Here is a 25,377-nt window from a genome sequence, read left to right as displayed (position 1 = left end):
AAATAGATTTTTCCATTTAACTATTAAACTATTTTTAACTATTTCCTCAGTACTTCCTTAAATTTCTCTGTCAACGCAGGAACTATTTCAAACAAATCCCCTACAATTCCATACGTAGCCACATTAAATATCGGAGCATGGGAATCTTTATTTATGGCCACAATTATCTTTGAAGATTGCATGCCAATTAAATGCTGGATTTGACCGGAAATCCCGCAGGCAATATAAATCTTCGGGCAAACTGTTCTTCCTGTCTGGCCTACCTGATGTGAATAAGAAATCCATCCGCTATCTACCGCTGCTCGTGAAGCACCGACCGCTCCACCCAAAACTTTTGCTAAATCTGCAATCAAATTGAAATTCTCCTGTTTTCCCAACCCTCTTCCACCAGAAACAATTATGTCTGCCTCGGCAAGGTTAACGGTTGCTTCTATTTCCTCTACAATATCCAACAACTTTGTGCGCGACAAGAGTAATTTCCCGTCATAATTACCCCGAATAATTGTCCCTTTTCTTGTCTTATCTATAGCCAATTCTTTCATTACCTTATGTCTTACCGTGGCCATCTGCGGTCGATAATCAGGACAAATTATCGTTGCCATGATATTTCCTCCAAAAGCGGGACGGGTCTGTAAAAGAAGTTTTTTCTCGGGGTCAATCGCCAAACCGGTGCAATCCGCGGTTAAACCAGTTTTCACATTTATGGCGACGCGAGCAATCAATGACCGGCCAATGGCTGTTGCTCCACAGAGAAAAATCTCTGGTTTGTATTTTTTAATCAATTCTGTAATAACATTAGTATAGGGCTCATCCTGGTAGTGATAAAGTTCTTCTGCTTCCACTAAATAAACCTTATCTGCTCCTCTCCAAAAAAGCTCTTCTATCCGCTTGTTCTCTATCTTATATCCCAAAACCACGCAAGAAACATCGGTTTTTAAATCTTCTGCCAAGCGCCTCGCTTCTCCCAAGAGTTCAAAAACTACCGGTTGTATTATTCCTTTTTTTTGTTCCCCAAAAACCCAAATTCCCTGGTAATCGGTAACCGGTGCTCGGTAATCGGTAACTGATTTCTCTAAAACAATAGCAGAAAATTTACAAACGGAAACACAGGCACCACAGAGATTACATTTATCAAGGTCAATAACCGCTAACCTCTGCTCTATTCTTATTGCCCCAAAAGGACAAGCCTTAACGCAGAGTTTACATCCCGTACATTTTTCTTTAATAACCACTATCCCCATCTTTTTATTTTGGTTAAATGGTAAATTGTTAAAAGGTTAAATAACAGAATCCTTTCTATTTAACTAATCAACTATTTAACTATTTACTAAATAATTTCTGATTTAAGTAGTTCCACCAACTTTTCCACCACTTCTTTTGTCTCACCTTCTAAAATTTGTCCGCCTTTGCGTGGTGGAGGCGTAAATATTTTTACCACCCGCGTCGGAGAACCTTCCAATCCCACATCTTTTTTATCCAAACCTAAATCTTGGATTCCCCATTTTTTAATTTCTGCACATCTTGCCCGAAGTTTTCCTTTTAATGAAGGTAGACGCGGTTCATTTATTTCTTTTACGACGGTAATCAAACAGGGAAGCGGAACCTCAACTACCTCATAACCTTCCTCCATCATCCGCTCAACCCTCGCCACATCGGCAATGGGTAACTGGTGCTCTGGTGTTCTAATCTCTTCCGTATGGATAAGGCTCGCCTTCTGTGGCTGGCGTTCTGATATTTTTATCTCCTCAATCTTCTTCACATAGGTTACCTGCGGTAGATCTAAATGGGCAGAAATTCCCGGGCCAACTTGAGCGGTGTCTCCGTCTATTGCCTGCTTACCGCAAATAATCAGGTCAAAATCGCCAATTTTCTCAATCGCTTTTGCCAAAGTATAACTGGTTGCCCAAGTATCAGAACCGGCAAAGGCTCTATCGGTAATCAAAATTGCTTCATCGCACCCCATGGATATAGCTTCACGCAATGCCTCTTCTGCCTGAGGAGGGCCCATGCTTATCACCGTGACTTTACCACCGTATTTTTCCTTTAAACGAATCCCCTCCTCTATAGCATACATATCAAAGGGATTAATAATCGACGCTACACCTTCCCGAATTAAAGTGTTTGTCTGGGGATCAATTTTAACCTCAGTTGTATCTGGAACCTGCTTGATACAAACAATTATATTCATTGTTGGTTAAATGGTAATTGGTTAAAAAGGTTAAATGTAATGGAACTTCGTTCTTTAGCCAATTTAACAATTTGACTAATTATTTTAGCGTTTCCTTAATGAGGTTCAAAGCAATAACATTACGCATAATCTGGTTTGTTCCTTCGTAAATCTGGGTAATTTTGGCATCGCGCATATATTTTTCTATGGGGTAGTCGCGCATATAGCCATACCCACCAAAAATCTGCACACAATCGGTAGTAACTTTCATACATACATCTGAAGCAAATAATTTTGCCATGGCGGACTCTTTGGCAATGTTTTTTTCTCCTTTATCCACTGCCCGGCAAACCGCATAAATCAAGGCGCGTGCTGCCTCAACATAAGTAGCCATTTCTGCAAGCATAAATTGAATTCCCTGAAAACTGGATATTGTCTGTCCAAATTGTTTTCTCTGCTTGGCATATTCTATGGTCAAATCTAATGCTCCTTGGGCAATACCCACTGCCTGTGCTGCTACCCCCGGCCTGGACATATCAAATGTTTTCATAGCCACAATAAAACCCATCCCCTCCTTACCTAAGACATTTTCTTTAGGCACCTTACAGTTATTAAAAACAAGTTCTCTTGTTGCGGAAGCGCGAATCCCCATCTTTTTTTCCTTTTTTCCAAAACTAAATCCTTCCATCCCTTTTTCTAAGATAAAGGCAGTAGCACCCCTTGCCCCTTTGCTTCTATCGGTCATCGCTATCACCGTATAAACCTCCGCTTCTCCTCCGTTGGTAATCCATTGCTTTGTTCCGTTTAAAATATAATAATCTCCTTTTTTCTCTGCAGTAGTCTGAATTGCTGAAGCATCTGAGCCGGCATTTGCTTCGGTGAGCGCAAAAGCCGCCAACTTCTTACCGCTGGCAATGTCCGGAAGATATTTCTTCTTCTGCTGGTCATTACCAAATAAAATTATGGGATAAGTTCCTAACCCCGTAGCTGCAAAACAAACCGCAATTCCCCCGCAGGCACGTGAGAGCTCTTCAGTAACAATGGCCAATTCCATAACCCCTCCTCCTAAACCTCCATACTCCTGGGGAATATAAACTCCAAACAAATCACTTGAGGCTAAAATTTTCATTATTTCCCAAGGGAATTCTTCGCTCTCATCATATTTTGCCGCTACTGGTTTTATCTTTTCTTCCGCAATCTTCCTTGCTAAATCACGAATCATCACCTGTTCTTCTGTTAAAAGATAATTTAGCATCTTTTCTCCTTTCCCTTACTTTTAATTTAACATTATTTTAGATATTATAGATATACGCAATGTCTTTGTCAAATTGCATCTTCTTAAGTTAACTTGTTATTATCAGATAAAGCCAAGCAAAAAGAGTTGTTATTACACCAATTATTAAACCTATCCCTAACCAGCGGAAGAATTTTATCTTTATCCCTTTCTCTTTCTCCAAAAGTCCCAAGGCAACAATATTTGCAGTTGAGCCAATCATCGTAATATTTCCTCCAAAACAACCTCCAAAAAGTAGTGCCCACCAGAAAGAATTCGTTACAAAGCCAAAAGAATGGAAACTCTGCACAATGGGAATAAATGCCGCTACCAAAACAACATTGTCCAAAATACTTGAACCAATACAGGAGGTCCAAAGTAAATTTGTAACCAAAACTTTAGGATTTTTACCTGCAAACTGCACAAGATATTTTGCCAAAACATCCGTTGCTCCCGTATATTTTAATGTTCCTGCTTTAGCAAATAAAAGCATGAAAAACAAAAGAGTCCACCAATCCACTTCTTTCTCAATATATTCTTTAGCCTTTCTGTGTTTCCAAACCATTACAAAACCAGCAGAAATCAAAGGAATCACCAAAAGTATGGTATTTGTTTCTAAATTCCATAATAATTCTAAACGGTGATGTAAACCAATAAAAAAAAGAGTAACCCCAAATATACCCAAACCTAGTCTTAATTGTTTTTCCGGAGGAACAGAAATAAGCTTAATGAGTATCTCATTGTATCCAAATTCTTTTATTTTCTTATCCAATTCCTTAATCGGTTTTTTAAAAATAACAAAGAATATAGAGATGGTTAGAAGCAGACAAAAGAACATCAAAGGAAATGCTCTAAAAATAAAATCCTCAAAAGTAAGACCGCCCTTTGCTGCAATTAAAATTCCAATGGGATTACCCAGAACAGTTCCTGAAGAACCAATATTCGTAGCCAGAACACACATAATGATATAGGGGGTAGCTAAAACTTCAAAATAATCACAAATCTCTAAAACAAGAGCACTCATAAAAATAATAGAGGTAACCTCATCCACTGCACAGGCTAAAATCGCTGACATTAAACACAGTACAACCACAAATTTCTTCGCTGTAAGTTTTTTTATGCGGATAATTAAACCTATCAACCAAGCAAAAAATCCAACTTCTTTCAATAACCCAATTAAAACCATCATTCCTACTAAAAAGAGTATCACTTCTAAAGAAGCAAATTTTATAACATTTTCTAAATCCACGGTTCTCGTCATGAGGAGAATAGCGATACCTAAGAAAGCGATGGCTAAACGAAAATCCCAGAACAATAATGTTCCCATAACCGAAGCCGAAAAAATAGAAACGCTTAAAGCCTGATGGGTATTCATTCCTATACTTATGGATAAGAACCCACAAGCGATAGCTGTAATAAAAAGAATCAGAAATTTTAAGAAAATTTTATTACTCATTAACAAACGCTTTTACTATATCCTCTCTGGCAATTATTCCCACCACTTTTTTATCTTTGTCCAAAACAGGGATGCGTCTTACCTTCTCGGTAAGCATGATACGGGCAACTTCACATAAGGCGGTATCTTCATTCACGGAAATAACTTCTCTACGCATAACTTCTGCAACTTTATGATTTTTTAGTTCCTCTATCTTTTTTCTTATCACTTTTGGGTTGTCATCATAAACAAATTTTCCCACTCTCTCCCAATAACTCGGTAAAACTACCTTTAAAACCTCTTTCTCAGTAAACATCCCCACAAGTTTTTCCTCTGCATCAATTACCGGCAACCCACTAATTCCCATCTGAAGAAGGAGATTTAAAGCCTCCCTGATACTCATCTCCGGAGAAAGACTCTTTACCTCTTTCGACATTACCTCTTTTACTTTCATCACTACTCTCCTTTTATAAAAGTAAATTCTTAAGTTAAAATTGCGCCGATAACTACGAATTTAAATATAAGTAATAACATTATACCAGATTAATCTCTCGATTTCCAGAAATATATGGGAATAATATAATAAAAAAAGGGACAACTTTAGAACAAATCTAATAATTGTCCCTTTTATCGGTTTTCTACTTTTAGGGAAATAGACTCTTCCTTTAAGAAAAACTCTATTCCACTGCTAATTCTATAACTTCACTACATTAGCAGCTTGTTTCCCTTTGGGTCCTTGGATTACCTCTAACTGTACTTCTTGTCCTTCATTCAAAGTTTTGTAACCTTCTCCTTTGATGGCGCTGTGATGCACAAACACATCTTCACCGCTGTCAAGGGTAATAAATCCATAACCCTTCTGATTAGAAAACCACTTCACTTTACCTTTCATCAACTTTATTCACCTCCTTTCTATTTAAATTACATCTATAAAAAAATCGTAAGGTGAAAATAAAAAAACCTTACGATTTAAAGATGTCCAACTACTTCCAATTTCCTCCTACTTTCAACCTTTACACACTCACTATATCACATTATAATTATTTGTCAAGGGAAAAAACTTTCTGAACTCGCTCTTACCAAACTATCGCCCTCTTTAATAACATCCATTAGCCCCTCCATAACTGGCTCTGCCACTGCCAAATCTTGATAAACCCGCGTAATCTCAAGCTTACCCAACAGTTTACTTCCCCGATAAACCTCAAATATTTCTCCCACCACTAAATCATCTTCTCTTCCTCCCATAACCACAAATTTATTTTCTCTATCTATGAATAGAACAACTGGCTCCTTGGTTATAGCAATTCTCTTCTCAACTTCCTTTTCCTTAGACATCTCTTTTAATTCCTCATTTTCTTTTCGTAAAACTTCTAACTTTTTTTCTAATTCCTTAATCCGATTATAAAAATCATACAATTGCACAAGAATCCGATATTGCTGGGCAAATTGTTCGGTTATATCTACCACAGTAAAATCCGGAGGAATCTCTGTGCTAAATTCTTTATCGTCTATTTCCGGATTTACTTCCACCTCCGTAACCTCTAAGGTAAAAATCGGCTCATCTTTTTCACTATAAATAATAAATTTATGAATAAAATTATACTCTTTATCTATCCAGATTTTGCATTTATTCCCCCAAAAAGGATATTTAGCCAAAATCCCAGAAATTATAGAGATCTCTTTATTACCTTTTTTCTCTATCCCTTCGTGGTTATAAACAGATAATAAATTGCTTCTTGAAATAGCAAAAATGTCCCAAATATTAAAATGTAAATCCTTACCGAAATACCATTTTATTCCAAACCAATTATGGTAGTCTCTTTTTTCTACTTTATTAGTTAAATAGTTATAATTTAAATTAATTCCTGTAATAAAATTTTCAATTATTTTTATTCTTTCTTCATCTTTTTTCTCAGAATAATTATTGACCATATTATTTATAACCCCGAAATCTCTTTTAAAAATAATCTCTCCTTTCCCTGAGTATCTGCCATATTTTGTCCTCGGTATTTCTACAAAATAATAAATCTTGGCTGTAGAGATCTCTTCTCTGTTAAACAAATCTAAGTTGTCTACCATACACTTTGGAGAAGAAAACCAAAGAGACGAAGCCAACAAAATGACTATAAATAATAACCTACTTTTTTTCATATAATTTTAGCAAAATCCCATCTAGCCACTGTTCGAATATAGTCAGGTAGTTTTTATCCATCCATGACTTAACTTTTTGGGAATTTTCATCTAACTTGCCGCTTCTCGGACAATCAGAAAAAAGCATCCATATTCTATCACTATCAAATCCTATTAATCTATTTACAGGAATCCAGTTATTTCCTTCAGAATGAGGTCTGTTCCAATTAGTATCCCATATTTCTGGAGAAAAAACATAAAAACATAATATCCCTTTATTTTGTTTATAAAAATTAAATTGTAGAAATACATGGGTATTTATAATACATATTATATCATTTTTATTCACTCTTCTTTCTAAATAATTAATTACAGGCCTTATAGGCTTTTTAACGTAAGCACCTGTATGGTGTGTAAGAGACGAATGTGTGATACCTTGGTAATAAAAAGATAGACTCTGAACTAACAAAAAAAATATAGATAATTTTACAAAATATTTTAACTTCTTCCTCCCTATGGACTCTAAACCTATCCCTAAGATTAAATAATAATAAGGAGAAGAAATCATTAAGGCACGATCAAGATAGATGGAAAATAAAAATTTAGAAAAGAAAAAGGCAAATAAAATGGGTAAAATAAATAACATCAAACATAACCAAAAGTTGCTCTGTAATTCTTTTTTTTCTCTAAGAAAATTTATGGCGGAGAGAAATAAAATAAGAGTCAAAAATAATGAATATTTATACGCCCAATTAGGAGCATTATAACCTAAATTAAAATTTTCTAAAGTTATAAACAAAGATTTAAAACTAGGCACAGGTATCCAAAATCCATCTATAATACAGCACAGATTTAATAGAAACCGCGGTAGCCAAGGAGAAAGGAACAAAAAAATAATTAATATACTTATTGTAAGCCAATAAACATAATATTTTTGTTTTTTAACAAACAAAAATAATAAAACAATAAATAAACATACTAGCAAAAAGGTAATATAAAAATAGTGGAGATATATTCCAACAACAGATAAAAAAGTGAAGGGAAATAAAAATAAAATCTTTTTTTCCTTTAACCCTCTAAATAAAAAATATGATGACAAAATACCACACAAAACCAATGCACTATAAGGTCTTGCCTCCTGAGAATACCAGATATGAAATGGATTAAAAGCCAATAACCCGGTAGAGAACAAAGCGATTTTCTCATTAAATAAATTTTTTCCCAACAAATAAAGTGAGGCTATAGATAACATACTGAAAATTAAAGACGGAATACGAACAGTGGATTCAGAGAATTTAAAAAATTTTATCCAATAATAAAGAAGAGTATAATACAGATAAGAATTATTCGCTAATCTAAAATTCTGCGCAGTCTTAATCGCTAAAATCTCATCATACCAGAGTTCCCACTTTCCTAAACAGTAAATCCTTATCCCCAAAGCTAATAATAAAACTATTAGAAGAATAACCTTAATTCTCATTATTTTTTATTTTGTTTTTACATATTTAAATTTTCTAAAATCGATGTAATTATTTTAAAATCTATTATATAATATTCTACTAACAAATATTAAAATCTGCAATACAGTTTGTGTTCAAAAAAAATGGGAAGTATTTTTTTTATTAAAAAAGAAGGCCTTAAAAATTTCTCCTTACAGTTTTATAATTATAAAATTAAATTACTCTCTGACATCCCCTTACTTATTAACTATCTAAAAAAAAACTACCTTAACTTACCAAAAACTACCCCTCAAAAAGAGATAGAGATTATATTTCTAAGAAAACCAAAAACAAGTAAATCAATAAAGTGTAAATTTTCTCCACGAAAAATGCATTTTAATCATACCCCATTTTATGAATATTTCTTAGATTTTGAAAATCTTTCAGCATTTATAACTATGCACAAATATCTCAATAATCCTATCGGATATTATGCAATTTTCCAAAATACGCTTAAAACATTGCTTCAAGCAGAAGGATTCTTTTCAATCCATGCCTCCAGTTGGACAAATGATAGAATTTCCGTACTTGCTACCGGCAAAAGTGGGGCTGGTAAATCTACTTTATTAATTAATGCTATTCAGAAGGGATATAAAATAGTAGGAGATGATTCTATTTTTATCGCTAAAAAAGAACATATCATAACTGCGGGATTACCTTACATAGGTGGATTTAAAAAACAAAATTTCAAGTTGGATTTAGCAATTAGTAATTGGATTAATAATTCAAAACCAACGCATATCCTTTTTTTGGAAAAAGCTGATGATATCTGCCATTTCCAAATTGTTATTCCTTCTCTAAAAGAAACTTTGCTGAAACTTCTTTGTGAAATTTTTCCCCTACGATTTGCAGCCGTAAATAAGGTCTTTTTGACTAAAAGAGTGATTGCACTTTTATATACATTGACACTTCAGGCAAAAAGTGTTATATTAAAAATCAATCCCTTATTATTAAAAAAAGCAAATTTAAAACAAATAAACCTATGGCAGAAAATAGAAGAAATTATATTGAAACAATACATATAGAAATAACGCGTTCCTGCAATTTAAAATGCAAATATTGTTTTTTGGAAAAAGATAATATCGAACTAGACAAACAAATCTATCTTTGCCTATTGGACGAGTTAACTAATCTTGGAACCCTGACTATTACCCTTACCGGAGGAGAACCTTTAATTAGAAAAGATATATTCTATCTTATCCAAAAGGCAAGAAAAAAAGGATTTAAAGTAGGGCTTCTTACCAATGGAACTTTAATTGATAAATCAACTGCCCATCGTCTATTTAAACACGGTGTATTTGATTTTAAAGTTACTCTTTACGGTGCCAATGAAGAAACCTATGAGAATTTTACTGGAAAGAGAAAATTTAAAAATGCTCTAAAGGGGATTGAAAATCTTCTTAACATTGGAGCAAATATAGGCTTAATTTATCCTATTAATACTCTCACTTATAAAGGCATCCCAGAAATAAAAAAAATATATAATAAATTAAAAAAAAATAGAAAAAATATAAATCTTAAATTCTCTTCTACAATTGCTCCTACCCGAAGATTTTCTTTGAAAACTTTAGAATACGAACTCCCTCCCGATGGTTTAATTACCTTAGTCAATCGCTGGAAGATCAAATTATACAAATTAGACCGTTCTCACTTAATCCGTTTTAAAAATAATCCTATTCCTTGTGGAGCAGGTATAACAAGGTGTTATATCTCTGCAGAAGGACGGGTCTTTCCATGCGCAGTTTATTATAAAGAAGCGGGGAATATCCAAAAGCAATCCCTTACAGATATATGGTATAATTCTCCTTTATTCACAAGACTACGAGAGTTGAAATTTTCTGACTTTAAAGATTGTCAAACATGCTATTATAGAAATATCTGTATATTCAAGTGCCCTGCAGTTTTTGAATTCTATAGCGGTAATCCCACAAAATGCCCCGATAAAATATTCTCAAAGGCAAAGAGACTAACAAATTTATTAGCAAAAGGAGGTTAGAATAATGGATAAGAAAAACATAATTAAAAATCAAGAAAAAAGAAAATATGAGAAACCCACAATAAAAAAAATGAATAAATTTCCCAAAGGCATTGTAAACACTCAATGTATATATTCTCCACCGCAATGTGTTGACATAATAGTGTGTGAGTAGCATGGAAAAAAACAAAAAAGTAATTAAACCTGAATTTATATTTAAAAAGAATAAAAACAAACTTGCCTGGAGAAAAATAGAAGATACTTTAGTTCTTTTATATATACCTACTAATGAAATATATGAACTTAATCGCACTGGAGCATATATTTGGGATAAGATAGATGGTAAGAAAAACATAAAAGAAATTATTGTAGAAATGTGCACGAAATTCAATATAAATTATACTCAAAATTTGAAAAGAGATATAATAAAATTTATAGAAAAATTATGCAAATGGGATATTATTAAAATTAAAAAATAATAATTTAGTAGGTATATATAGAAAACGAAAGCTATATTTGATTCTTGTTTTTTGATTATAAGGTTTTAAATTATAAAATTTTGCAAATTGTTCTAAGGGAATGTTTAAAATATAATAAATTGGTTCAAAGAAACCATCATAAAATAAAAAATGGCTCTGAAGGTAATTTTTTCTCAGATTTTGTGCGAGCAAGTCATTAAGAAAGCATAATTTTTTGAGTATTAGTTTTTCGATAATTTTCCTCTTATAATTAGATAATGGAATTTTTTTTGCAGAATATTTAAGCTCAGGAATTTCAATAATAGAATTGGCTAAGAAAATTAGAAAATAACTACACGACCATAAACCTTCTTTTTTAGCTTCTTTTAAAAAATAATCCCAATCAAAATCCGAACCGTATTTCCTAAATAAAAGGGCCGTATCAATAACATATTTAAAAGAAAAGGGATTACCAAATCTTCTCAAATGTAAAGCCAGAGAAAATAAATTATCCTCAGGAGATAATAAATTTATATTGTTATTATTTTTGATCCTAATTGTTCTTAGCCTTTTCCACAGATTGGCCAAAACATATCTACCTTTCCTTTTAAAATCAAGCGCCCAATGAAGATCTACCATAATGGGTAAATCATTGTTTTTTTCTTTATCTCTAAATGAAATGTGACATTGATATAACTTCCAATAAGCTTCCTCTAAACCATGCAAGTCTTTTTGAAAACCCAAGTTCATTAAAACACTCTCTCCTTTACTATAATATTCTCTACGTATTAAAATATCTATATCAGCAATAGACCTAACATAAAAACTATCATATAAATCCAATAAAAAGGCAACTCCTTTAATGGGTAATATTTCTATTCCCTTTTCTTTAAATTTATCGTATAATTTTATAAATTCTTCAAATATTATATGGTTCTTAAACCCTGTATTAAAATAAAACCACTCAAGCAGAGTTTTTGTCTTTTGAGGAATTAAATGAAACAGCGAGGATATAGCCAAGTAAAACGCAGGGGCTATCTCATGATATATAATTAATTTATCCAATATTTCCCAATTTATATGCTTATTTTCTAAAATACGCTTTATTTCGTTTTTATGCCCACCATTAATTACGGCCTGAAAAACATTTCGAATTAAATACAATTCTGAAGATTTAAAATATCTCATATAAACTTATTATCCCTAATCGAGTAAATAAAGTTATGCGCCTGCGTTTATTAAGTATTTTATGCAGAAGATAAATTATCTCAAAGGTTGCTTTAAAGACAAGTAAATTAGTGAATATTAGATATAAAAACCTTGGGATATCATATAATAATAAAAATACTAAATTTTTTAAAAAATAACCCCAACTTTCATTCTTTAGCATCGTTAGAAAGCGATTACGAAAAGAAAGATATTGACGCATTTTTCTACTTAAACCAAAACTATTTCCTAAATGATAGCATAAAGCATTTGGTATGAATAATCCTTTAAAACCCATTAAATTTGCTCGCCATGCCAAATCTACATCCTCAACTAAGAAAAAGAAATCGTTATCAAAATATTCATTATCACCAATTTTTATTTTCTCAAACATTTCTTTTTTATATAAAGCACAGGCTGCAGACGGGCCAAAAATATCTCTTTTATCATCATATTGACCAAAATCAATTTCGCCCTCCCCTCGATTATAAAATCTCCTTATGCGCGTCAAAATAATTCCTGTAGAATCAATAGTTTTTTTATCCATCTTAAGAATCTTTGGACTAAACATCCCAACAATTGATGAACTATTCTCTGCCTGATTTATCAATTCTCGTAAGAAATTTTTTTCCAGAATTACATCACTATTTAAAGTAAGGATATATTCTCCTTGAGAAATCGCAATTCCCTGATTATTTGCCCGACAAAATCCTAAATTTTTTTTATTTTCAATCAATTTTACTTGAGGAAAATTATCTTTTATAAATTCTTTTGTCCTATCTAAAGAGTTATTGTCCACTACAATCACCTCAAAATCCTTAAAATCCTGTCTAAAAATTGAAATAAAGCAATCTTTAATTATTTTTATTGCGTTACAGGTTACAATGATTATTGAAATCTTTGCCATAAGAAATTAAGTTCCTTCAAAAAACGGATAAAGATTTTCTTGGTTGTTTTCCAAAATCCGTATTTTTTCCATACATAAATTAGCCAATTAAGCCATAAGCCAGTTTTAAAGCGATAGACAAAATATAAATGGTCTCTTATCTTAAAAGCTAAATTTTTTATTTCTTCAATTTCTTCCTTTTTATATTTTGGATAACTTACTACACTGAAATTCCCTCCATCAAATTTAGAATAATCATTTTCTACCAAATAACCTTTTTCCTTTACCAATCTATAGAATTCTGTTCCGGGTTGAGGTGTGCAGATAGAAATCTGGGTATTATCAAGAAGACCATTAATAATTAATCTCTTCATTAGTTCTATAGTCTCTAAATCGCTCTCTTTTGTTGAACCCCAGGCACCAAACATAAATGTTCCGTAGGTTTTTAAACCAATGCCTTTGGCTATTTTCAATATAGAAAACAATTTCTCCAAATTAAGTTCTTTGTTTATTGATTTCGCTACACCTTGATTTGCAGTTTCAATGCCAAATCTAATCTTATAATATCCCGCTTCACGCATTGCCTCAAGCACCTCCTCATCCATAAACCAGATATCGCACATCGCCTCATAATGAAGTTTATTTAAACCATTCTCTTTTATTGCCTGGCATAAATTCAAAACAAAATCTTTTCTTACATTGTGCACCTCTTCATCAAAAAATATTCCCTCCATTTGATGATATCTATTTTTTAAATATTTTATTTCAGAAATTATATTCTCAATTTTTCTGGGACGCCAGTTAGCTTGAGCATAATAAATATTCCTTGCTACACAAAAATTACAATTTCTCGGACAACCCCTTGAGGCATACATCTGAATCTCTATATATTCTGAAGATGGCTCTCCAGGCATACCGTAATCGATACGCCTAACATCTTCATCCTCAGGGAATGGAAGAAAATTAACATCTAAAAGAGGTCTCCGTGGATTAGGATAGAGCCCTAAGATATTTTTTGGGTCTTTTCCTTGTAATAACTCTAAAACAGTCAACTCATATTCACCAATACAGACATAATCTACTCCTCTATTTAGCAATTCTTCAGGAAAGGCTGATGCATGTTGTCCAACAAAAATAATCTTTGTCCCTAAATTTTCCTTAATCTTTACAGCCAATTCTAAATTTTCTTCAATCATCCTTGTAGCGGATTCCATAATTAACCAATCTGGCTTTTCCTGTAATAACTTCTTATAATAATTTTCTAAATCCAGTCTTTCCAAGCAACCATCTACCAATTTAATTTTATGGTCTGTTTCTCTTTTTAGAAGTGAAGAGGTATAAGCTAACTCCCAGGGATAATAGGCAAACCAATTATTTAAAGACCTTACTCCTTCAGACCAGCGCGAAGGAGAATGGATTATATAAAAACCATTTTTATCTCTACCGATAGAATTAGCCAAAACTACCTTCATAATTTTACAATCAAGGACTGTCCTGTTTTGCCAAATTGAAAAGTTTTTTGCCGATAATTTCTAAAGAATAATTCTCCTTTACAGTCTTTAAGGCCTGCTCACCTATCTCTTTTCTAATCTGATAGTTTATCACTAAGGTTTCTAATTTTTTAATAAATTCTTCTTTATCAGTGGCTAAGAAGCCATTTTCTCCATCTTTAATAATACAGCTACACTCACCAATATTACTACAAACCACTGGTTTTGCCATCGCCATATATTCAAAAAGTTTAGTTGGGCTTTTGGCTAAATTGAATTTTGTATTCTGAATTAGAGGAACTAAACCGATATCAATTATAGAAAGATAATCAGGCATTTTGTCTGGTTCAATCCAACCTTTTAGAGAAATATTTTTCTCTCCAACTTTATTAATCATTTTTTCTAACTCACCAAAATAAATTCCATCTCCTGCAATTTCCAAAAAAATATTTTCATATTTCTTTCTCAATTCTAAGAAACAATCAATAACAAATTTTATATTTTCTATATCAGGTTTCCTGTGCATTGTTCCTATCCAGGAAAAAATAATCTTAGAATTGTCTCTGTTAACTTCTTGAGGCTTAAATTTTTCCGTATTTACTCCTGAAGGAATGTAATATGTTTTTTTATTAAATTGAATTAGATAATTTACTAAAAATCTGCTTGCCCCAATACAAAGAGAAGCAGTTTTTGCCAATCTGCGAGTTAAAAACTCTGCCTTGGAACTTGGTAAAATGCCAAAGTAATATTTCGGATTTTCTCTTATCTCCCAATCATCTAAATCAAAAATTATTTTATTTCTATTTAAAATTGATAAAAACCAGGAGGCGAAAGTATGGTAATGGAAGCGGTTAATAAAAAATATAGTATCTTTCTCTTTTTTGAGTTTTTTAATGGCTTTTAGGTTATATCTTATTTTATCTCTTAATCTTAACTTATTTTCTTCTTTCCCTGATTTAGCTCCTAAGTGGTCAGCGAAAGATAAAACTTCGGTATCCATGCCATATTTTTTTAATTCTTTTGCGAAATTATAGCATCGAATCCTTGCTCCCGCTAAATCATAACTTTCACGGGTTATAAAAACTATTTTCTTCATTGAAGTTAAAGATATTTTACTATATTATAGGTAATATGCAAAGTAAATGCTTTAATTCTGACTATGCCTATTTTTACGATTTAATCTATAAAGATAAAGAATATAGAAAAGAGACTGGTTTTTTAGAAAAATTGTTTAAAAAATTTCTCAATAAAAAACCTAAAGATATCTTAGATTTAGGTTGCGGGACAGGAAACCATAGCCTAGAATTGATCAAAAGAGGATATCGGGTTACAGGGATAGATATTTCCAAAGATATGGTTAAAATTGCCAAAGAAAAATTAAACAAAGCAGGTTTAAGAGGAAAATTTTTAGTAAAAGATATTACAAACTACAGACCGAGAAAAAAAATTGATGTGGTAATTTCTTTGTTTGCAGTGATAAATTATATTACCGAGATAAAATCGCTAAGGCAATTATTTAAAAATGTCTATGCAAGTCTAAAAAGAAATGGTCTTTTTGTTTTTGAAGTCTGGAATGCTTTGAAATCAACCGATTCTTTTTCTCCAAAAAGTTTTAAGGAAATAAAATTTAATAATAGTAAACTGATCCGCGAGGGAAAAATAAAAATTGATGAATTAAAACAAGTTTGCAGAATTGATTATAATTTAAAATTATTCAAAAATGATGGACTTCTTAAAAACTACAAAGAGACACATATTTTAAGAATTTACTCTCCTTATGAATTAGAAAGGTATCTCAACTTAGCAGATTTAAAACTAATAAATATCTATCCCTCATTTGAATTTATAAGAATAAAAAATGATGACTTCCATATTATCTTTCTGGCAAAAAAATAGAACTAAATTTTTCTTAATTCTCATTTTTATTTTCCATACAATAAACAATTTTATAATTATCTCTCAAGACAATGCCCCTTTCGTAGAGGATCAATTAGGATACTACTCTTCTTCGCTTAGAGTATACGAAGCTATAAGAAATCCGTCATTGTCTTTTAAAGAAAGAATATGTTTAATTTTTGATACTAACTCGATTTACCCTTTTTTGAGGCATATGGCTACTTTACCATTTTTTATCCTTTTAGGACCTTCTCTTAAAACAGCTCTTCTATCAAATCTCTTATATCTTTTTATCTTAATCTATGCGTTATATAAAATTGGAGGAATCTTAGATAATGAATATACCGGAATGGGCACTGCTCTATTGGTGAGTTTTTACCCGGGAATCTTTGGATTTTCCCGTGTGTATATGTTAGATTTTTCTATTACAGCTTTAGTAGCTTTATTTTTTTATTTTTTGCTTGAATCCGAATATTTTCAGAAAAAAATATACTCTTTTTTTTCGAGCCTAACCATTATAATTGGATTACTTCATAAACAAACGTTTCTTATTTATTTTTTTATCCCATTCTTAATATATTCTTCTCACGCTATTTATAAATTTGGGAAGATAAAAATAATTAGTATTTTGTTTTTTGTCTTACCCTTACTTATTGTTTTACCGTGGTATCTCCAACATATGCCTGGCCAACTCTATCTGTTGAATGCGGCAAACACATCATTTACGATCAATAGGTTAAATAATATATACAAATTCTCTTGTCTAAACCTCTGGAAATATCAGCTTTATCCTCTATTAACTATTCTTTTATTTTTCTGTCTTTTTTTATATTCTATTACAAAATCTAAACACAAGATATTTATTCTAAGTTGGTTATGCACGCCTCTTTTTTATTTTCTTTTTTTCACTTACGAAGATTTTCCTAGACACACTCTTCCGTCACTACCTGCCTCAGGAATAGTTATTGCTTATGTTTTAAATAATCTTCCTCAATACATAAAAATTTATAAGGGAAAAATCTTAAACTTATATAAACATAAAATATTTCTATGTCTTTTTTTATTTTGTCTGGTTCAATTTTTTATTATCAATTATAAAAAGGATAAATATATCTTTACAAGTATTGATTTTGATAAAAGAACACACAGAGAGGGAATGCTTTACGCCGTTAGTTTTGATTACGAGGATATAGATAATATTATAGACTTAGTTATAAAAGACATGAAACTAAATAATGAAAAAATGATATTCATTATCGGATTAGCTACAGATGATTTATTCGAAGATATATTGCGATTTAAAATTATACAACGATGGAGAATTCCTTATGTTTTTGAAACAACACTTGAAAAAATATCCCATAAAATTAAAGACAAAATGCTTACCCCCCGAGTATTATTATTCCTATTTAATTTAGAGAAAGATTGTCACGGAAGTCCAAAAATAATTTTTCAGCCATATAATTTTGATTATATTTTAATTACTGAGCCAATTGAAAAATACAGCGATGCTTTTTATTCTTTAAGAGAATTAAGAAATCCTCTGTTTAGACATAAATTATACACTTTTTTACATGAAGTTATAGAGAAGAACTACAATATTAAAATTTCGTATTCTGAAGCAGAAAAGTTATTTTTTGAACTCTTTCTTGAGATACAAAATAATCAATACAATTATCAACTATTAAAAAAAATTGAACTACCAAAATCTATTTTTAAAAACCCTTATCCTAAAATTTATTATCTCTATAAAAGAATAAATCTCTAAATTTAAGCCTTATTACCATCAGAAAATAGAAGAGAGAGTTCTTAAATAAAATGAATAAATTGGAACCAATTTTGCTTTTCCCCTTCTTTCTTTCCCGAAATATATAAGGAGCTTCTTTTATTTTAAATCCTTTCCTCTCTGCCTGATAAATGAGGCTTAGACAATATTCACCATATTTACCTTCTATTTTTAATTCCTCTAAGAACTCTTTTTTTGTAATAACAAAGCCCGATGTGAGATCGTTAGTTTTTGTATTTAATATTTTTTTACTCAATAAATTAAATAGTCTTGATGTAAGAATACGCATTCTACTTTCTCTTAAATCTTTTCCTCCTTCAATATAACGCGAACCTAAAACTATATCATACTCAGACAAAAAATCAACCATCTGTGGAATAATCTCTACGGGCATAGATAAATCTGCATCCATCCAGCCCACAATTTCGGTAGAAGCATTTTCTATCCCTGTTCTAATTGCCGAAGCTAATCGGCTTCCTTTATTTTCAATCAAGATGATATCATTGTCTTTCGCCATAAATAATTTTACTATTTTTTCTGTTTCATCTGTAGAACTATCATCAACAAAAATTACAATTGTATCTTTAAGGGTTTTTTTTAATTTCTCAATTAAGATTTTTATATTTTCTTCTTCATCTCTCACCGGCAAAATTAAGGTAAAATTTCTTTCCATTCCTCAACTCTTATTTACATATTAGGGTTTTTAAGAAGAAGATTTGTAATATTTTCAGGAAATAATATGCCTTTTTGAATAACTATAAAATTTCTCAAATATTCTATTTTCTCGACTGCAATTCCTTTGGGAATATCTCTGGATAACATAAATAAACCTGCAAAATCAGGCCTTTCTAATAATTTCGAAGAAAACCCAATTAAGAAATCAAATTCCTCTATATTAAATAAGAAATGTTTATTGACCTTATGAGGATAGCAGCCGTCACAACTTAGAAAAATCTTATTTTCAATATTAAATGCCTTAAGATAATTACTCAGCATTACGCAATCATCACCTTTAAAAAATTCTTCTTCTATAATCCCTATTTTATTTTCAGATTTAGAGAATTGAATTATTTTATTATTAAATTTTTGCATTACTATGTAGTAATTATTCCTTTCTGGTGGATGAGCCCATTCAGTATCAACAAAAGGAAGATACTTATAATAACTGATTAAAAAAAATTGTAAGATTCCTAAAAAGAGAAAAGATAAAATAAGAATTTTTTTACAATCTTTTTAAGAGGAGAATCTAATAATCCAAATACTGAAATTAATACGATTGATCCCAATAGAGGAAATAAATACCTCCGGTGTTTGGTTATGATTAAAGAAAAAATAAAATATGTTATAAGAAACCAAAAAACAATAAATTTAAAATTCTCTTTTTTTATTGCTCTAAAACAAAAAAATAGACCTAGCAAAAACATAACTGTAAAAAGAGGAGAGATGTTTAAGCAAATTCCTTTAAGATAAAATGTGAGGCGAGATAAAAAATTATTTCCTACAAACTGGGAAGTAACATTCTGGGTCAGGATATGTTCGTGAAAAATAACTAACCCATCTCTTGAGAATAATTGACTCCACCAGAGTAAAGAAATTAATAAAGCAATGTTTAACGAAATTATAATATTTAATAAAATTTCCCTTGAGATGTATTTCTTATCTTTAAGAATTACAAAAAGAAAAGGCCATATCATAAAAAATATTAATTGTATTTTTATAAGTGTACCAAACCCTAAACTAAAACCAAAAAGAATACTAAATTTACGATTTTTAAAATTATCAGTTTTTAAAAGAAAAAAGGTTGTTAGAATTACAGCACTTGTTAGTGGAAAATCAATTCCATATTGTCTGGATAATCCAAATATTGCCGGATAAAAAGAAATAAAATAAGCAGATAATATCCCTACTTTGGGAGAATGTATTTCTCTACCTAAAAGATACATACCAATAATTAAGATAGCTAAATAAATTATATTACTAAACCTTATGAAAAATAATATATCTTGAGAGATAAAAGATAAAAAAGCAGTAATTAAATGAATAAATGGAGGCCATATTAAAGGTGAATAATTTTTAATATTAAACAGAAGAGTTAAGAACAATTCTATTTTTTTAATGAAATTTCTTGAGAAAAAAATATTTTTTCTAAATTTTCCCGAAGTAATAAAACTATTCCGATATGATGCGCAACATCAGCTCCTCTACTCCCATAATCTCTTTTTATCCAATAATAATTATTTATCATATGGAATAACAATAATATAAGAATTAAAAAATGATATCTATATCTCACAATTTTATTCCTCATTTTCTAAATACTTTGCCTCCGCACCTATGCTATCTATCATCAAATGATAAGATTTATTATTAATTATACTCTGTGCGGCAAGTTTTCCCATTTCTATAGCATGGTCTTGATTATTATACCCAAAACAACCAGCTCTACCAATGGTTATAAGATTTTCAAAGATACTTAAATAAGCTTTTATTTTTTCCAGATACTTTTTATAGTCTAAAGTATAGACTGGATAAGCAAATTTTTCTTTATGAAGATAATAGTCCATAATATCACCTCTTTTTAAAAAACCTAAACTTTCCAGCCAAGGAAGCGCAAGTTCTAAACACTCGTTTTTATTCATATTATAAATTTCATCATCAGCCCAGCAAAAGAATTCTAAAAGTAAGGATGTTTTACCCTCGGGAGACATTTCTTCACTAAAGTTTTTAGGTTCAGTTATTCTCCCAAAGGGGATCTTTTTATCATAGAAATAAATCCATTGGCAAGGAGAGAATGAATTTCTGTCTATTGTTATAAAAAGGCTAATATGCGACCTGAATCTTAATTTGTTTGTAGCCTGAATAATCTCTTTAGGAGGGAGTGGATTTAAAAGAGATAAAAATTCACTTATAGGAATTGAAGAAACAACATATTTGGGATAATAAACCGATTCAAGCCCATTCTCATTTATAATAATTTTTTTTATTCTATTGCCGTTATGAAAAATCTCTTTTGGAAAACTATTTAATTTAATCGCACCTTTTGCCAGAATTACATTCTTAATCTTTTCATATATCGAACCAATTCCTTTCTTGGGGTAATAGAAATAGTTTACTAAACTCCTACATTGTTCCTTCGGGCTGAAAACCAAATTTTTAATTACTACAGGAAGAGAAAGAGACTTTATTCTCTGTTCAAACCAGTAAGAGGAAATATCTGATGCAGGCAATTCCCATATCTTTTCTGTATAATTGAGTAAATAGTATTCAGCTAAATATCTGCCAAAATTATTAATTGCTTTTTCTTTAAAAGAACAAATATCGTTAATTCTTACTAATCTTTTCTTAAATTGCTCATAAAAATAATCCCTAATAAATCTTTGCACTTTTAAAATATCTGTGCTTAACAAAATTTCTTTAAATTTTAAAGGATAAGAAAATAATTTACCTTGATCATGAAATTTTGTACATCTATTAAGCTGTGTCCAATCTTTTCCCATCAAATCACTTAAAAAATTTAAGAGTGATTTGTTTTTGGTATAAAACCGATGGGCCCGATATCTGTCTTAAACCCATCATATTCTAATGTTTTTGCTAACCCTCCTACTTGTTTTTCTTTCTCTATAATAATAAAAGATTTTTTCGCTTTATATAAATAATAAGCCGTAAAGAGCCCTGACAGACCTGCGCCTATAATTAAATTTTCTTCCTTATCTGACATAAATTAGATATTATTTAGCAAATTTACTATAAACTAAATTCAAACAATTAATGCCTGTCTTCCAATTATATATTTCTTCTGCTTTTTTGCGAGCAAGAATTCCTAAATTTAATCTTAATGTCTTACTCTCAAGAAGTCTTAATATATTCTGTGCTAAATCATAATAATCACTGGGTTTAACAAGAATACCGCATTCCTTTATCATTTCTTTCACCTCTCCAACATTTGAAGCAACAATCGCTTTACCCGAAGCAAGATACTCCACAATCTTCAAAGGGCTCTTACAGCGTGTAATTTTATTATCTTCAAAACAGGCTACACAGACATCTGCAGAGGCAATAAATTTAGGAACCTCATCATGAGGCACGGGTCCGGTAAAGATAACTCTACTATCCAAATTAAGTTTTTTTGTAAGTTCTTTAAGAGAGTTTAATTTAAAACCTCCTCCAACAATAAGAAAGTCAACTTCTTCGTCCTCTTTTTTCTCTAAGATTTTCTTTGCGGTATAAATAAATTGCTCCGCATATTGCCCACTGTGGAGCTGACCAAGATAAAGAACGACCTTCCCTCTCAAATTAAATCTTTTTCTCACCTCCTCTCCCGATACAGAGGGATTAAATTTTTCCAAATCTGCACCCACAGGGATAATACAAATTTTTTCCTCAGGAACACCCAATTTAATACATAAATCATAAAGGGCTTGACTGGATACAGAAATTGTACCTACCAAGTGAGGAATTAAATTCTCTGTGATCCGCATAAACTTTCCCACAATATTTCTCAAAAAGTGAGAATCAGGACATTCATAAAATATTTCTGTCTCCCAATCATCCCAGTCATAATGAATAGGCTTATTATTTAAAAAAGAAGCAAGCAAAGCAGGGATAGACACCCAATAAAAACACTTTTGGAAATGAATTATATCTGCCCATTTTGTTAATTTATTTACTATAATTATGTTTTTAATGAAATTGATTAAACTCAATTCTCTTCTTAAGGGGATTACTTCTAAAGAAGGATTGAGATATTTTGGTTTAGTCTGGGCATTAAACTCGAGAGGGAAATAAATTAATTTTACTTTATGACCTAACCCGGTAAACTCCTTAGCAAAACTAAAAATTCTTACTGTCCAAGGTTCTAAGGGAGAAAATATATCATGAGGATGAAGCATTAAAATCTTCATCTTCCCGGAAAAATTATCCAATTTCTTAATCTCTTTAAGATTAAAAGATAGATTTCTGCAAAGATGCTTAATAAAAATAGAAAAAATATGATTACCGCCCGATAAAATCTCATGAAATTAATCTAAAAATTATTCCTTCCAGATAAGTTAAAGAATTTATTCTATTGTAAAAATATAAATTGCGTACCAAGTCATCACAGATACGAAAACAACCGATATCCTTTCCATCACCATTTCCTATGAGATAAAAAAGATTGTCATCTCTATTTCCATTAATAGTCTTTCTTCTAAATTCCTGCATTAATTCTCCATTCCAGATTTCTCTAAAACTATTTTTATACAAATTCCCTACTGGGAAACGATGTGCCTTAAGACAGGGAATAACATTACCATTGGCTAAAATCCTTGAAAATAGCCAACCACTATAACAGGGAATACTATTAATAAAATTTCTTTCATATTCTCCTTTTATTGCTTCTTCTTGAGAGATCCTTCTTAAAAAATGCTCAAAATTTAAAATCTTTATTTTATTTTTTCTTTGTAAAATTCTCTGGGAAATTTCTTTTATTTTTTTAAATTCTTCCCTGTTAGGCAATAAAACATCGGTTTTGTCAGGGATTACATCTAAAATCGTATATTCAATATAATCTGCCTTAACATCTTCAGCAAATTTAAGCATCTCTTCCATCTCAAAGTAATTTAAATTAAAAATAACATTATAAATCTTCACTTTGGGTAATTTTCTTTTTAGAGAATTAAGGAATATTAAATTTTCTTTTATTCTATAAAAATCTTCCTCATTTCTATTAGGATGAATTATTTTGTAGGTCTTAACTGAACCTGCCCAGAGACTAATGGTAAGATAATCCAATCTCAATTTGATAAGTTCATCTATGATTTTTTTATTTAATAAAGCAAAATTTGTATTGATGTGGCAGATAATTTCTTTTTGTTTAATTCTTTCTAATACTCTAAGAACCTCTGGATATAAAAATGGCTCCCCTCCACCAGAGAGAACAATTTCTCTTGTCCTTAAGTATTCCAATTCTTCAAGAAGATTAATTACTAAAGGAAAGGCAAGGGAATCCTTATTTTTATTGTTTTCTCCCAGTAAAGGAGAATTGCACCAGCAGGCAAGACAACGGTTATTGCATTCATCAGTCAAATCTATTTGAACCGAAAACGGACCCGAGAAAGCAAAATATTTACTTTTTATTCCTTTAAGACAAAAATATTTATCTTTTAGCATTGAAGGGCTAAAATATCTAAAGACTTTGAATATAGCTTCAGGAAAGGGGTTATCAGTAAAGACTTCTTTAAGCCTTTGATAAGACTTTATGAGCTTCCGCATAGCTTAGAATGCCTTTTTGATAATCTCTCCAGATTTGCAAAGCAAGGTTCTTAAATTCTTCAATCTTTCTATAAGTTAAATTTTCCGTATTTATCACGCAATTATAATTCCCGTCATATTCTCTCCAATCATAGGAAATAATCTTTCCAGCGCGTTCACAGCCTTCAAAAAGAATGGTTCCTGGGAAAGGAGTAACTAAGGAGAATTGAAGAGAAAAAGGAGCTAATTCAACAGCAAGCTCAATTGTTTTTTTAACTGACTCAATTGTTTCTCCAGGCAGACCAAACATAAAGGTAAGATGAGATTTTATCCCCAATTTTTTAGTCAAACGAATCATCTCTATCGCTTTTTGGAGATTCATATTCTTACCAATCTTGTCTAATAATTTTTGCTCTCCTGATTCTACACCATACTTTATTGCCCATACGCCGGATTTCTTTAAAGCGAAAAGTTCTTCTTTATCCATAAGGTCAGGTCTGGCCATAATCGCCCAGGGAATGTTAAGCTTGCGTTTTTTTATCTGGTTACAAATTTCTAATACTCTCTCTTTACCAATATTAAAAGTATCATCATCAAAATAAATAGACCTAAATCCCATTTCTTTAACTAAATATTCCATCTCCTCCACAACTTTTATAGGGTTTCTTGTCCGAAAAATATTTCCCTGATACATCAGTGATGGCCAGAGACAGAACAGACACTTAAAAATACAGCCTCTGCTTGACCACATCTGCACTGAGGGTAAAGGCATCTCTCCGGGAGCATCAATGTAAACTTCCATCGGTAAGCTTTCCCTCAATGGCCAGGGTAGAGAGTCTAAGTCTTTAATCAGTGGACGCGGAGGATTTATCTTTACCTCTCCGTCACTTCTATAAATTAAACCAAGGATATTTTGAAAAGAGAGATTCTCTTTTATGCTCTTTA

The 25,377-nt window shown here is 31.2% G+C and carries 25 protein-coding genes; 6 read left to right on the top strand and 19 right to left on the bottom strand.

What is annotated here, in order from left to right:
* Positions 1-38 precede the first annotated feature (38 nt).
* The 8 genes from NC818_05155 to NC818_05120 all read right to left on the bottom strand — a co-directional run bounded on the left by NC818_05155 (position 39) and on the right by NC818_05120 (position 8,485).
* The gene (locus tag NC818_05155; GenBank protein MCM8784139.1) at positions 39-1,241 is read right to left on the bottom strand and encodes an electron transfer flavoprotein subunit alpha; all 1,203 of its coding nucleotides are present in this window, start codon (positions 1,239-1,241) and stop codon (positions 39-41) included.
* 86 nt (positions 1,242-1,327) lie between these two features.
* Positions 1,328-2,188, bottom strand: coding sequence for an electron transfer flavoprotein subunit beta/FixA family protein (locus NC818_05150; GenBank protein MCM8784138.1), 861 nt, complete (start codon positions 2,186-2,188; stop codon positions 1,328-1,330).
* A 79-nt stretch (positions 2,189-2,267) separates the two neighbouring features.
* Entirely contained in the window at positions 2,268-3,422 is a 1,155-nt protein-coding gene (locus NC818_05145; GenBank protein ID MCM8784137.1) for an acyl-CoA dehydrogenase family protein, read from the bottom strand.
* A gap of 88 nt (positions 3,423-3,510) precedes the next feature.
* Complete coding sequence (locus tag NC818_05140; protein MCM8784136.1) at positions 3,511-4,896, bottom strand: SLC13 family permease; 1,386 nt, start codon at positions 4,894-4,896, stop codon at positions 3,511-3,513.
* The gene (locus tag NC818_05135) at positions 4,889-5,329 is read right to left on the bottom strand and encodes a CBS domain-containing protein (protein ID MCM8784135.1); all 441 of its coding nucleotides are present in this window, start codon (positions 5,327-5,329) and stop codon (positions 4,889-4,891) included. Before NC818_05135 ends, NC818_05140 begins: the two co-directional genes overlap by 8 nt.
* Before the next feature lie 240 nt (positions 5,330-5,569).
* Positions 5,570-5,770 carry a cold-shock protein gene (locus NC818_05130; protein MCM8784134.1) on the bottom strand — a complete coding sequence of 67 codons (201 nt, stop codon included), beginning with the start codon at positions 5,768-5,770 and terminating at the stop codon, positions 5,570-5,572.
* Between the two features lie 152 nt (positions 5,771-5,922).
* Positions 5,923-6,954 carry a hypothetical protein gene (locus tag NC818_05125; protein ID MCM8784133.1) on the bottom strand — a complete coding sequence of 344 codons (1,032 nt, stop codon included), beginning with the start codon at positions 6,952-6,954 and terminating at the stop codon, positions 5,923-5,925.
* Between the two features lie 58 nt (positions 6,955-7,012).
* Positions 7,013-8,485: a glycosyltransferase family 39 protein gene (locus tag NC818_05120; protein ID MCM8784132.1), complete on the bottom strand. Its 1,473-nt coding sequence runs from the start codon at positions 8,483-8,485 to the stop codon at positions 7,013-7,015.
* A gap of 123 nt (positions 8,486-8,608) precedes the next feature.
* On the opposite strand from NC818_05120, the gene NC818_05115 reads away from it, so the two are divergent.
* From NC818_05115 to NC818_05105, 3 genes are all read left to right on the top strand, one after another.
* Positions 8,609-9,529 carry a hypothetical protein gene (locus NC818_05115; protein MCM8784131.1) on the top strand — a complete coding sequence of 307 codons (921 nt, stop codon included), beginning with the start codon at positions 8,609-8,611 and terminating at the stop codon, positions 9,527-9,529.
* Positions 9,487-10,500, top strand: coding sequence for a radical SAM protein (locus tag NC818_05110; protein ID MCM8784130.1), 1,014 nt, complete (start codon positions 9,487-9,489; stop codon positions 10,498-10,500). The genes NC818_05115 and NC818_05110 overlap by 43 nt, the downstream gene beginning before the upstream one ends.
* A gap of 155 nt (positions 10,501-10,655) precedes the next feature.
* Complete coding sequence (locus NC818_05105) at positions 10,656-10,958, top strand: PqqD family protein (GenBank protein MCM8784129.1); 303 nt, start codon at positions 10,656-10,658, stop codon at positions 10,956-10,958.
* Here NC818_05105 and NC818_05100 read toward each other — a convergent pair.
* From NC818_05100 to NC818_05085, 4 genes are read right to left on the bottom strand one after another with little or no spacing between them, the layout of a single operon-like run.
* Positions 10,923-12,125: a nucleotidyltransferase family protein gene (locus tag NC818_05100; GenBank protein ID MCM8784128.1), complete on the bottom strand. Its 1,203-nt coding sequence runs from the start codon at positions 12,123-12,125 to the stop codon at positions 10,923-10,925. The genes NC818_05105 and NC818_05100 overlap by 36 nt on opposite strands.
* On the bottom strand, positions 12,112-13,050 hold the full coding sequence (locus tag NC818_05095) for a glycosyltransferase family 2 protein (GenBank protein MCM8784127.1): 939 nt from the start codon (positions 13,048-13,050) through the stop codon (positions 12,112-12,114). The genes NC818_05100 and NC818_05095 overlap by 14 nt, the downstream gene beginning before the upstream one ends.
* The gene (locus NC818_05090; GenBank protein MCM8784126.1) at positions 13,032-14,501 is read right to left on the bottom strand and encodes a B12-binding domain-containing radical SAM protein; all 1,470 of its coding nucleotides are present in this window, start codon (positions 14,499-14,501) and stop codon (positions 13,032-13,034) included. Before NC818_05090 ends, NC818_05095 begins: the two co-directional genes overlap by 19 nt.
* A 10-nt stretch (positions 14,502-14,511) precedes the next feature.
* The gene (locus NC818_05085) at positions 14,512-15,615 is read right to left on the bottom strand and encodes a glycosyltransferase family 4 protein (GenBank protein ID MCM8784125.1); all 1,104 of its coding nucleotides are present in this window, start codon (positions 15,613-15,615) and stop codon (positions 14,512-14,514) included.
* Positions 15,616-15,650: 35 nt separating this feature from the next.
* On the opposite strand from NC818_05085, the gene NC818_05080 reads away from it, so the two are divergent.
* Together NC818_05080 and NC818_05075 are read left to right on the top strand one after the other, a co-directional pair.
* On the top strand, positions 15,651-16,415 hold the full coding sequence (locus NC818_05080) for a class I SAM-dependent methyltransferase (protein ID MCM8784124.1): 765 nt from the start codon (positions 15,651-15,653) through the stop codon (positions 16,413-16,415).
* 214 nt (positions 16,416-16,629) lie between these two features.
* A complete protein-coding gene (locus tag NC818_05075) occupies positions 16,630-18,183 on the top strand; it encodes a hypothetical protein (GenBank protein MCM8784123.1) in 1,554 nt (517 codons plus the stop codon).
* On the opposite strand, the gene NC818_05070 is transcribed toward NC818_05075, so the two are convergent.
* Both NC818_05070 and NC818_05065 read right to left on the bottom strand, forming a co-directional pair.
* Positions 18,146-18,874: a glycosyltransferase gene (locus tag NC818_05070; GenBank protein MCM8784122.1), complete on the bottom strand. Its 729-nt coding sequence runs from the start codon at positions 18,872-18,874 to the stop codon at positions 18,146-18,148. The two genes, NC818_05075 and NC818_05070, sit on opposite strands and share 38 nt — an antisense overlap.
* A 14-nt stretch (positions 18,875-18,888) precedes the next feature.
* A complete protein-coding gene (locus NC818_05065) occupies positions 18,889-19,293 on the bottom strand; it encodes a hypothetical protein (GenBank protein MCM8784121.1) in 405 nt (134 codons plus the stop codon).
* A 513-nt stretch (positions 19,294-19,806) separates the two neighbouring features.
* On the opposite strand from NC818_05065, the gene NC818_05060 reads away from it, so the two are divergent.
* On the top strand, positions 19,807-20,076 hold the full coding sequence (locus NC818_05060) for a hypothetical protein (GenBank protein MCM8784120.1): 270 nt from the start codon (positions 19,807-19,809) through the stop codon (positions 20,074-20,076).
* Between the two features lie 422 nt (positions 20,077-20,498).
* On the opposite strand, the gene NC818_05055 is transcribed toward NC818_05060, so the two are convergent.
* The 5 genes from NC818_05055 to NC818_05035 all read right to left on the bottom strand — a co-directional run.
* A complete protein-coding gene (locus tag NC818_05055; GenBank protein ID MCM8784119.1) occupies positions 20,499-21,698 on the bottom strand; it encodes a hypothetical protein in 1,200 nt (399 codons plus the stop codon).
* Positions 21,699-21,715: 17 nt separating this feature from the next.
* Positions 21,716-21,919 carry an NAD(P)-binding protein gene (locus NC818_05050; GenBank protein ID MCM8784118.1) on the bottom strand — a complete coding sequence of 68 codons (204 nt, stop codon included), beginning with the start codon at positions 21,917-21,919 and terminating at the stop codon, positions 21,716-21,718.
* A gap of 10 nt (positions 21,920-21,929) precedes the next feature.
* Entirely contained in the window at positions 21,930-23,102 is a 1,173-nt protein-coding gene (locus NC818_05045; protein MCM8784117.1) for a glycosyltransferase family 4 protein, read from the bottom strand.
* Between the two features lie 109 nt (positions 23,103-23,211).
* Positions 23,212-24,453, bottom strand: coding sequence for a radical SAM protein (locus tag NC818_05040; GenBank protein MCM8784116.1), 1,242 nt, complete (start codon positions 24,451-24,453; stop codon positions 23,212-23,214).
* Positions 24,419-25,377, bottom strand: a 959-nt coding sequence (locus NC818_05035) for a radical SAM protein (protein ID MCM8784115.1), incomplete at its 5' end; no start/stop codon positions are given. The genes NC818_05035 and NC818_05040, both read right to left, overlap by 35 nt.

It is taken from the genome of Candidatus Omnitrophota bacterium, from assembly GCA_023819145.1.
Classification (GTDB): Bacteria; Omnitrophota; Gorgyraeia; order DTHP01; family DTHP01; genus JBFWKV01.
The sequence above is the reverse complement of the archived record's forward strand: the minus strand, read 5'-3'. Positions and strand labels throughout refer to the sequence as shown.

Coding starts and splice junctions, on each gene's coding strand:
- NC818_05070 (MCM8784122.1), bottom strand. CDS start 18,874: ATGGAAAGAAATTTTACCTTAATTTTGCCGGTGAGAGATGAAGAAGAA.
- NC818_05140 (MCM8784136.1), bottom strand. CDS start 4,896: ATGAGTAATAAAATTTTCTTAAAATTTCTGATTCTTTTTATTACAGCT.
- NC818_05050 (MCM8784118.1), bottom strand. CDS start 21,919: ATGTCAGATAAGGAAGAAAATTTAATTATAGGCGCAGGTCTGTCAGGG.
- NC818_05155 (MCM8784139.1), bottom strand. CDS start 1,241: ATGGGGATAGTGGTTATTAAAGAAAAATGTACGGGATGTAAACTCTGC.
- NC818_05045 (MCM8784117.1), bottom strand. CDS start 23,102: ATGAAGATTTTAATGCTTCATCCTCATGATATATTTTCTCCCTTAGAA.
- NC818_05085 (MCM8784125.1), bottom strand. CDS start 15,615: ATGAAGAAAATAGTTTTTATAACCCGTGAAAGTTATGATTTAGCGGGA.
- NC818_05105 (MCM8784129.1), top strand. CDS start 10,656: ATGGAAAAAAACAAAAAAGTAATTAAACCTGAATTTATATTTAAAAAG.
- NC818_05120 (MCM8784132.1), bottom strand. CDS start 8,485: ATGAGAATTAAGGTTATTCTTCTAATAGTTTTATTATTAGCTTTGGGG.
- NC818_05100 (MCM8784128.1), bottom strand. CDS start 12,125: ATGAGATATTTTAAATCTTCAGAATTGTATTTAATTCGAAATGTTTTT.
- NC818_05075 (MCM8784123.1), top strand. CDS start 16,630: ATGGCTACTTTACCATTTTTTATCCTTTTAGGACCTTCTCTTAAAACA.
- NC818_05125 (MCM8784133.1), bottom strand. CDS start 6,954: ATGGTAGACAACTTAGATTTGTTTAACAGAGAAGAGATCTCTACAGCC.
- NC818_05080 (MCM8784124.1), top strand. CDS start 15,651: ATGCAAAGTAAATGCTTTAATTCTGACTATGCCTATTTTTACGATTTA.
- NC818_05135 (MCM8784135.1), bottom strand. CDS start 5,329: ATGAAAGTAAAAGAGGTAATGTCGAAAGAGGTAAAGAGTCTTTCTCCG.
- NC818_05145 (MCM8784137.1), bottom strand. CDS start 3,422: ATGCTAAATTATCTTTTAACAGAAGAACAGGTGATGATTCGTGATTTA.
- NC818_05110 (MCM8784130.1), top strand. CDS start 9,487: ATGGCAGAAAATAGAAGAAATTATATTGAAACAATACATATAGAAATA.
- NC818_05150 (MCM8784138.1), bottom strand. CDS start 2,188: ATGAATATAATTGTTTGTATCAAGCAGGTTCCAGATACAACTGAGGTT.
- NC818_05065 (MCM8784121.1), bottom strand. CDS start 19,293: ATGCAAAAATTTAATAATAAAATAATTCAATTCTCTAAATCTGAAAAT.
- NC818_05115 (MCM8784131.1), top strand. CDS start 8,609: ATGGGAAGTATTTTTTTTATTAAAAAAGAAGGCCTTAAAAATTTCTCC.
- NC818_05095 (MCM8784127.1), bottom strand. CDS start 13,050: ATGGCAAAGATTTCAATAATCATTGTAACCTGTAACGCAATAAAAATA.
- NC818_05090 (MCM8784126.1), bottom strand. CDS start 14,501: ATGAAGGTAGTTTTGGCTAATTCTATCGGTAGAGATAAAAATGGTTTT.
- NC818_05040 (MCM8784116.1), bottom strand. CDS start 24,453: ATGCGGAAGCTCATAAAGTCTTATCAAAGGCTTAAAGAAGTCTTTACT.
- NC818_05055 (MCM8784119.1), bottom strand. CDS start 21,698: ATGGGAAAAGATTGGACACAGCTTAATAGATGTACAAAATTTCATGAT.
- NC818_05060 (MCM8784120.1), top strand. CDS start 19,807: ATGTTTAACGAAATTATAATATTTAATAAAATTTCCCTTGAGATGTAT.